The following is a 7,982-nucleotide window of genomic DNA, read 5'->3' as shown; positions in this document are numbered from 1 at the left end:
GGGGCGTGCTTTTTGGTCTAGCGGCCGGGGGGGGGGGGGGGCGCCCCCCCCCCCGCCCCCGGGGCGGGGGCCCCCCCCCCCCGGGGGGCCCCCCCCCCCCCCCGGGGGCCCCGCCTCGCTCCCGGTACCGGACGCCTGCGGCCCTGCACCTTGACGGCCCGCAGACCCTTCAACGGGCCCGCGGCGGCCTTCCCCGCGGACGGCCGCCGCCCGGGCAGCACCTGCTTGGCCGGCATCTGTGACCTTCCCCTCCACTCGTACGCGGCGAGCAGCCGCCCGGCCGGGGAGGAGCCTCCTGCCTGGCCTAGGCGCCTTCGGCTGCCAGTTCGCGCACCGCGTCCGCGAATGCGTCCCCGCGCTCGTTGTAGTTCGCGAACATGTCCATCGACGCACAGGCGGGTGCCAGCAGGACCGTGTCGCCGGGTTCGGCGAGCCGGGCCGCCTCCCGGACCGCCCCGAGCATCGCCCCAGTGTCGGTCCGGTCGAGGTCGACGACCGGGACATCGGGGGCGTGTCGCGCCAGCGCCTCGGCGATGAGCGCCCGGTCGGCACCGATCAGCACCGCGCCGCGCAGCCGCTCGGCCGACTTCTGCACGAGCTCGTCGAAGGTCGCGCCCTTGGCCAGGCCGCCCGCGATCCACACGACGGGCTCGTACGCGGCCAGGGAGGCCTCGGCCGCGTGCGTGTTGGTGGCCTTGGAGTCGTCGACGTACGCGACCCCGGCGACCTCGTCCACGAACGCGACCCGGTGCGCGTCCGGGCGGAAGTCGCGCAGCCCGTCGCGGACCGCGCGCGGCGGGACGCCGAAGGCGCGGGCCAGGGCCGCCGCGGCGAGCGCGTTGGCGATGTTGTGCGGGGCCGGCGGGGTGACGTCCGAGACCTCGGCGAGCTCCTGGGCGTTCTTCTGCCGGTTCTCGACGAAGGCGCGGTCGACGAGGATCCCGTCGACGACGCCGAGCATGGAGGGGCCGGGGGCGCCGAGGGTGAAGCCGATGGCGCGGCAGCCCTCCACGACGTCGGCCTCCTCGACGAGCCGCTCGGTGGCGGGGTCGGCCACGTTGTAGACGCAGGCGACCGTGTTGCCCTCGTAGATGCGGCCCTTGTCGGCGGCGTAGGCCTCCATCGAGCCGTGCCAGTCGAGGTGGTCCGGGGCCAGGTTGAGCACGGCCGCCGAATGGGCGCGCACGGAGGGCGCCCAGTGCAGCTGGTAGCTCGAGAGCTCGACGGCGAGGACGTCGTACTCCTCCTCGCCCAGCACGACGTCGATGATCGGGGTGCCGATGTTGCCGACGGCCGCGGTCTTCAGGCCGGCGGCCCTCAGGATCGAGGCGAGCATCTGGGTCGTGGTGGTCTTGCCGTTCGTCCCGGTGATCGCGAGCCACGGGGCGGCCGTGCGCCCGGGCCGGGACTCGCGGAGCTGCCAGGCGATCTCCACGTCCCCGACGACGTCGACGCCGGCCGCCGCGGCGGCGGCGAACAGCGGGCTGTCCGGCCTCCAGCCGGGCGAGGTGACGACGAGGTCGGTGCCCTCGGGCAGCGTCTGCGCGTCGCCGAGTCGGACAAGGACGCCCAGGTCCGCGAGTTCGGCGGCCTTGGCGCGGTGGCCCTCGCCGTCGCCGCCGTCGACGACGGTCACCGATGCGCCGAGGCCGGCCAGGGCGCGGGCGGCACTGATGCCGCTCACGCCGAGACCGGCGACGGTGATGTTCTTGCCCTGCCAGGAGGTCACTTGTCGGCTGCCCATCCAGCGTAGAAGAGGCCGAGTCCGACGATCACGCACATGCCCTGGATGATCCAGAAGCGGACCACCACGAGCACTTCGGACCAGCCCTTGAGTTCGAAGTGGTGCTGCAGCGGCGCCATCCGGAAGACGCGCTTCCCGGTCAGTCGGAACGAGCCGACCTGGATGACCACCGAGAAGGTGATGAGCACGAAGAGGCCGCCGAGGAGGGCGATCAGGAACTCCGTGCGGGAGCAGATCGCCAGACCGGCGAGCGCGCCGCCGAGGGCCAGCGAGCCGGTGTCACCCATGAAGATCTTGGCGGGCGAGGTGTTCCACCACAGGAAGCCGAAGCAGGCGCCCATGAGGGCGGACGCGACGACCGCGAGGTCGAGCGGGTCGCGCACCTCGAAACAGGCGTTGGGATTGGTCAGGGTCTGCGCGTTGGCGCAGGACTCCTGGAACTGCCAGACGCCGATGAACGTGTAGGCACCGAAGACCATCACGGCGGCGCCGGTGGCCAGGCCGTCCAGTCCGTCCGTCAGGTTCACGCCGTTGGACATGGCCAGGATCATGAACAGCGCCCAGACCACGAACAGCACGGGGCCGATCGACCAGCCGAAGTCGTTGACGAACGACAGCTTGGTGGAGGCCGGAGCGAGCCCGCGGGCGTCCTTGAACTGCAGCGCCAGCACGGCGAAGGCGATGCCGACGATCAGCTGGCCGGCCATCTTCGCCTTGGCCCGCAGGCCGAGCGAACGCCGCTTGACGATCTTGATGTAGTCGTCGAGGTAGCCGACGAGGCCCATGCCCGCCATCAGGAACAGCACCAGCACGCCGGAGATCGACGGCGACTGACCCGTCAGCACCTTCGTCAGGGCGTACGCGATGAGCGTGGCCAGGATGAAGGAGATGCCGCCCATGGTGGGCGTGCCCTTCTTCCCGAGGTGGCCGCGCGGGCCGTCGTCGCGGATGAACTGGCCGTAGCCCTTGCGGGCCAGCAGCTTGATCAGCAGCGGGGTGCCGATGACGGTGAGGAACATACCGATGACACCCGCGAACAGGATCTGCCTCATCGGCCGGCGACCTCGCCCTCGGCGCCGTCGAGCAGCGCCTGCGCGACCCGCTCCAGGCCGATCGACCTGGAAGCCTTCACCAGCACGACGTCACCCGGGCGCAGCTCACTGCGCAACAGGTCGATCGCCGCCTGCGCGTCGGACACGAGCACCGACTCCTCACCCCACGAACCCTCGTTATAGGCGCCCAGTTGCAGCCAGGACGCTTCCCTGCCCCCGACTGCGACGAGCTTGCTCACGTTGAGCCGGACGGCAAGCCGTCCCACCGCGTCGTGCTCGGCCAGCGCGGCGTCGCCGAGCTCGGCCATGGGACCGAGCACCGCCCACGTGCGCCCCCCGTTCGCCCTGGCGGCGCCGCCCATGGCGGCCAGCGCGCGCAGTGCGGCCCGCATGGACTCGGGGTTCGCGTTGTAGGCGTCGTTGACGACCGTGACGCCGTCCGCTCGCTCGGTGACCTCCATCCGCCACCGGGACAAGGTGCCCGCCCCGGAGAGCGCGGTGGCGATCTCGTCGACGGACATGCCCAGCACGTGGGCGACGGCGGCCGCGGCAAGCGCGTTCGACACGTGGTGCTCACCGTACAGGCGCAAGGTCACTTCGCCGCACCCGGTGGGGGTGTGAAGTGTGAAGGAGGGCTGGCCGGCAGATGTCATCCGGACCTCCGACGCCCGTACGTCGGCGTCCTCGGCCTCGCCGAAGAGCAGCGTACGGGCCCGGGTGCGGGCGGACATCGCCCGCACGAGCGGGTCGTCGGCGTTGAGGACGGCGACTCCGCCGTCGGCCGCCGCGGGCAGGGCCTCGACCAGCTCGCCCTTGGCGACGGCGATCTGCTCGCGGCCTCCGAACTCGCCGAGGTGGGCGGTGCCGACGTTGAGCACGACGCCGATGCGCGGCGGGGTCAGGCCGGTGAGGTAGGCGATGTGCCCGATGCCGCGGGCGCCCATCTCCAGCACCAGGTGCCGGGTCTCCTCGGTGGCGCGCAGCGCGGTGAGCGGCAGGCCGATCTCGTTGTTGAGGGAGCCGGGCGTCCACACGGTGGGCGCGTGGGCCTGGAGCACCTGGGCGATGAGGTCCTTGGTGGAGGTCTTGCCGGCGGAGCCGGTCAGGGCCACCACGTCGGTGCCGAGACGCTGCACGACGGCCCGGGCGAGGGCGCCGAGCGCCTTCTCGACGTCGGGCACGACGATCGCGGGGACGCCGACGGGCCGGGCGGCGAGGACGGCCGCCGCACCGGAGTCGACGGCCCCCTTCGCGTAGTCGTGGCCGTCGACGTGCTCGCCCTCGAAGGCGGCGAACAGGCTGCCGGCCTCCACCTGGCGGGAGTCGATGACCACGGGCCCGGTGATCCGCACGGACGGATCCGGTATGTCGTGGGGCCGCCCGCCGGTGATGTCGGCGATCTCGGCGAGGGAAAGGGCGATCACTGGTTCACCTCGGCCTGGGGGACGCGTCCGTCGTGCTGCCGCGCGGCGCGGTCGCGCGCGGCCTGTGCCTCGATCGCGGCGCGGAGCACCGCGCGGTCGTCGAAGGGCCGTACGACACCCGCGGTGTCCTGGCCCTGCTCGTGGCCCTTGCCCGCCACCAGCACGGTGTCGCCGGGCTCGGCGCGCGCGACGGCCGCGGCGATGGCCGCGGCCCGGTCGGCGTCGACGAGGACCTCGCCGCGCTCCCCGGCGGGCACGGAGGCGGCGCCTTCGAACATGGCGGCGAGGATCTTCAGGGGGTCCTCGGAGCGCGGATTGTCGGAGGTCAGCACGGCGGTGTCGGCGAACCGGGCCGCCGCGGCGCCCATCGGGCCGCGCTTGGTGGTGTCGCGGTCGCCGCCGCAGCCGAGCACGATGTGCAGCCGGCCGGCGGTGACCTCGCGCAGCGCCCGCAGCACCGATTCGACGGCGTCGGTCTTGTGCGCGTAGTCGACGACCGCGAGGTAGGGCTGTCCCGCGTCGACCCGCTCCAGGCGGCCCGGGACGCCGGGGACCGCGGCGACGCCGTCGGCGGCGGTCTGCGGGTCGAGGCCGGCGGCGGCCAGGGTGGCGATCGCGGCGACGGTGTTGGCGACGTTGAACGGGCCGGGCAGCGGGGCCTTGGCCGCCACGCGCTCCCCGTTCGGGCCGAGCACGGTCAGCGTGGAGTCCATGTGCCCGAAGACGACGTCCTCGGCGCGCCAGTCGGCGGCCGGGTCGCCGGCGGCGGAGAAGGTGACGACGGGGATCGCCGACTCCTTGGCGAGGCGGCGGCCGTACTCGTCGTCGATGTTGACCACGCCCAGGCGGGCGCGGCGCTCGGTGAAGAGCTGGGCCTTGGCCTGGAAGTAGTCCTCCATGTCGGAGTGGAACTCCATGTGCTCCGGGCTCAGGTTGTTGAAGACGGCGACGTCGAAGACGCAGCCGTCGACCCGGCCGAGCACGAGGGCGTGGCTGGAGACCTCCATGGCGACGGCGTCGACGCCGCGTTCGCGCATGACCGCGAACAGGGCCTGGAGGTCGGTGGCCTCGGGGGTGGTCCGCTCGGACTTGATGCGCTCGTCGCCGATGCGCATCTCGACGGTGCCGACGAGCCCGGTGGCCCGGCCGGTCCCGCGCAGGCCCGCCTCGACGAGGTACGCCGTGGTGGTCTTGCCGGAGGTCCCGGTGATGCCGATCTGCAGCAGGCCCTCGCCGGGGCGGCCGTAGATCGCGGCGGCGAGCTCGCCCATCCGCCCGCGGGGGTCCGCGACGGCGAGCACCGGCAGACCGGTCGCGGCGGCGCGCTCGGCGCCGGCCGGGTCGGTCAGCACGGCCGCGGCGCCGCGGGCGGCCGCCTGGGCCGCGAAGTCGGCGCCGTGCAGCCGGGCGCCGGGCAGGGCCGCGTACAGGTCACCGGGGCGCACGGCACGGGAGTCGTGCGTGATCCCGGTGATCAGCGGGCCCGACGGCTCGGGCGCGGCTTCGAGGTCGACCAGGGCCGCGAGCTCCGGGAGCGCGGTCGGGCGGACGGTCGTGGGCCGCGGCGCGCCCGGCGGCGTGGCCGGGGCGTCTTGCTCGGTGATTCTGGGCTGATCAGCGTGGGGCACGGCGGTGAGCGTACCCGGCGGGACGGGCCGGCCGCGAAGTGAGGGCCCGCCCGGGACGGGGCCGGAGGGCTGGTTCCCGGGTTTCGGGGTGATCGTTGTCACTGGTGGTGCCTCACGGATCTGCTGGACGGAACGGGCGGGCCGGGCGGATCACCGGCCGGGCTGCGGGGAGTTCTGGGGGGTGGCCTGGGGGCCGGGTTCGTAGGTGACGGGGAGGCCGGCGGGGGCGCTTCCGGTGGGGGCGACCTGGAGGGTCTTGAGGGCGAACTCCATGACCTTCTTGTAGATGGGGCCGCAGATCTGGCCGCCGAAGTAGCTGCCCTTGGTGGGGTTCTGGATGGCGCAGTAGACGGTGATGCGGGGGTTGTCGGCGGGGGCGAACCCGGCGAAGGAGGCGGTGTAGCCCTTGTAGCGGCCGGTGGCCGGATCCACCCGGTTGGACGTGCCCGTCTTGCCGCCGACCCGGTAGCCGGGGATGCGGGCCTTGGTGCCGGTGCCCTCCTGGTCGTCGACGACGGACTCCAGCATCTCGGAGAGGGTCTTGGCGGTCTCCCTGCTGATCACGCGGGTCTGCTCGGGCGCCGGGGCGGGCGTGAAGCGGCCGTCGGGGCCCTTGGTGCCGCGGACCAGGGTCGGCTCGATCCGGACGCCTCCGTTGGCGACGGTGGAGTACACCGAGGCCGCCTGCATGGCGTTGAGGGACAGGCCCTGGCCGAAGGGGATCGTGTACTGCTGGGAGGTCGACCAGGCCTCGGGGCCGGCGAGGATGCCGCGGGACTCGCCCGGGTAGTTCAGCCCGGTCGGCTGCCCGATGCCGAACTTGGTCAGGTAGGAGTGGAGCACCCGGTTGGCCTCGGGCTGGGTGGGGCCGAGCTGGCCGGTGGCCAGGATGGTGCCGATGTTGGAGGACTTGGCGAGGACCCCGTTGAGGGTCAGGTACCAGGTCGGGTGGTCGATGTCGTCCTTGAACAGCCGGTCGCCGCGGTGGAGCCGGTTGGGGACCTCGACGCGGGTGTCGGGAGCGGCCTTCTTCTCCTCCAGTACCGCGGCCATGGAGATGACCTTGGCGGTGGAGCCGGGCTCGTAGACGTCCTGGAGGGCCGCGTTGCCCATGGCGGCGGAGCTGGCCCGGCTGAGGTCGTTGGGGTCGAAGCCGGGGGCGTTGGCCATGGCCAGCACCTCGCCGGTGCGGGTGTCCTGGACGATGACGTAGCCGCGGTCGGCCTCGGACTTCTGGACCTGCTCGGTGATGGCGCTCTGCGCCGCCCACTGGATGTCCCGGTCGATGGTCAGCTCGACGTCCTCGCCGGGCACGGCCGGCTTCTCGCTGGAGCCGGCGGTGGGCACGCGGCGGCCCCCGGACTGGGCGTAGGTGATCGTGCCGTCCTTGCCGGAGAGCCTCCGGTCGAGGCTGGATTCCAGGCCGCCGGCGCCCTTGCCCTCGGCGTTGACGTAGCCCAGTATCCCGGCGGCCAGGTCCCCGCCCGGGTACACCCGCTTGCTGCTGTCCTCGTTGAACACGCCGGCCAGGACGTTGGCGCCGGGGCCGTTGTTCCGCTTGTCAGCGGTGGCCTTCTCGGCGAAGACCCGCTTGAGGTCCTTGATCTGGTTCCACACCTGGGGGGTCTGGCGGCGGGCGAGGACGACGTAGCGGGTGTTCTTGGTCTTCAGCCGGGCCGTGAGCTCCTTGGCGTCGGCGTTCAGGATGGGCGCGAGGAGGGCGGCGGCCTGCTCGGGGGCGTCGGGGGCCTTGCTCTCCTGCGGGGTGAACATCTTGGGGTCGGCGGTGATGTCGTACGCGTCGACGCTGATGGCGAGGGCGACGCCCTTGCGGTCGGTGATCTCGCCGCGCTCGGCGGCCAGGGTGTAGCTGGCGAAGCGGTTCTCGGAGGCCTTGGCGGAGTACGTGGCCGCGTCCACGGCCTGCACCTGGAGCAGCCGTACGACGAAGGCCAGCATCACGAGCGTCAGCCCGACGCCGACCAGGCGCAGCCGGGGCCGCGGGCTGCCGAGCCGGATCGTGTGCGGGGCGCGGGCCGCGGTCGGCGACGAACTCGACGTTGACACCTGCCGGGTAGGCGGAGGCCGGGCTGAACGGGGGCGCGTCGTACAGGGATCCGGCATCGTCCAGGCT

5 protein-coding genes are annotated in these 7,982 nt (G+C 73.1%); all 5 read right to left on the bottom strand.

Annotated elements, in window-relative coordinates:
* Positions 1 to 304: 304 nt before the first annotated feature.
* Genes murD through ACFVGY_RS37325 form a run of 5 tightly spaced genes read right to left on the bottom strand, consistent with a single transcriptional unit; the run spans position 305 to position 7,972 of the window.
* On the bottom strand, positions 305 to 1,744 hold the full coding sequence (murD, locus tag ACFVGY_RS37345) for a UDP-N-acetylmuramoyl-L-alanine--D-glutamate ligase (protein ID WP_385686907.1): 1,440 nt from the start codon (positions 1,742 to 1,744) through the stop codon (positions 305 to 307).
* Positions 1,726 to 2,796 (bottom strand): phospho-N-acetylmuramoyl-pentapeptide-transferase, encoded by a 1,071-nt coding sequence (gene mraY, locus ACFVGY_RS37340; RefSeq protein WP_360635255.1) that lies wholly within the window; start codon positions 2,794 to 2,796, stop codon positions 1,726 to 1,728. The genes murD and mraY overlap by 19 nt, the downstream gene beginning before the upstream one ends.
* Positions 2,793 to 4,220 carry a UDP-N-acetylmuramoyl-tripeptide--D-alanyl-D-alanine ligase gene (murF, locus tag ACFVGY_RS37335; RefSeq protein WP_385686903.1) on the bottom strand — a complete coding sequence of 476 codons (1,428 nt, stop codon included), beginning with the start codon at positions 4,218 to 4,220 and terminating at the stop codon, positions 2,793 to 2,795. Before murF ends, mraY begins: the two co-directional genes overlap by 4 nt.
* Positions 4,217 to 5,950: a UDP-N-acetylmuramoyl-L-alanyl-D-glutamate--2,6-diaminopimelate ligase gene (locus ACFVGY_RS37330; protein ID WP_385686900.1), complete on the bottom strand. Its 1,734-nt coding sequence runs from the start codon at positions 5,948 to 5,950 to the stop codon at positions 4,217 to 4,219. The genes murF and ACFVGY_RS37330 overlap by 4 nt, the downstream gene beginning before the upstream one ends.
* A gap of 48 nt (positions 5,951 to 5,998) precedes the next feature.
* Entirely contained in the window at positions 5,999 to 7,972 is a 1,974-nt protein-coding gene (locus tag ACFVGY_RS37325) for a peptidoglycan D,D-transpeptidase FtsI family protein (RefSeq protein ID WP_385686910.1), read from the bottom strand.
* Positions 7,973 to 7,982: the final 10 nt, after the last annotated feature.

It is taken from the genome of Streptomyces sp. NPDC127106 (assembly GCF_042677605.1).
Taxonomy (GTDB): Bacteria; Actinomycetota; Actinomycetes; order Streptomycetales; family Streptomycetaceae; genus Streptomyces.
Note: the sequence above shows the minus strand (reverse complement) of the source record. Positions and strands in the feature narration are given on the sequence as shown.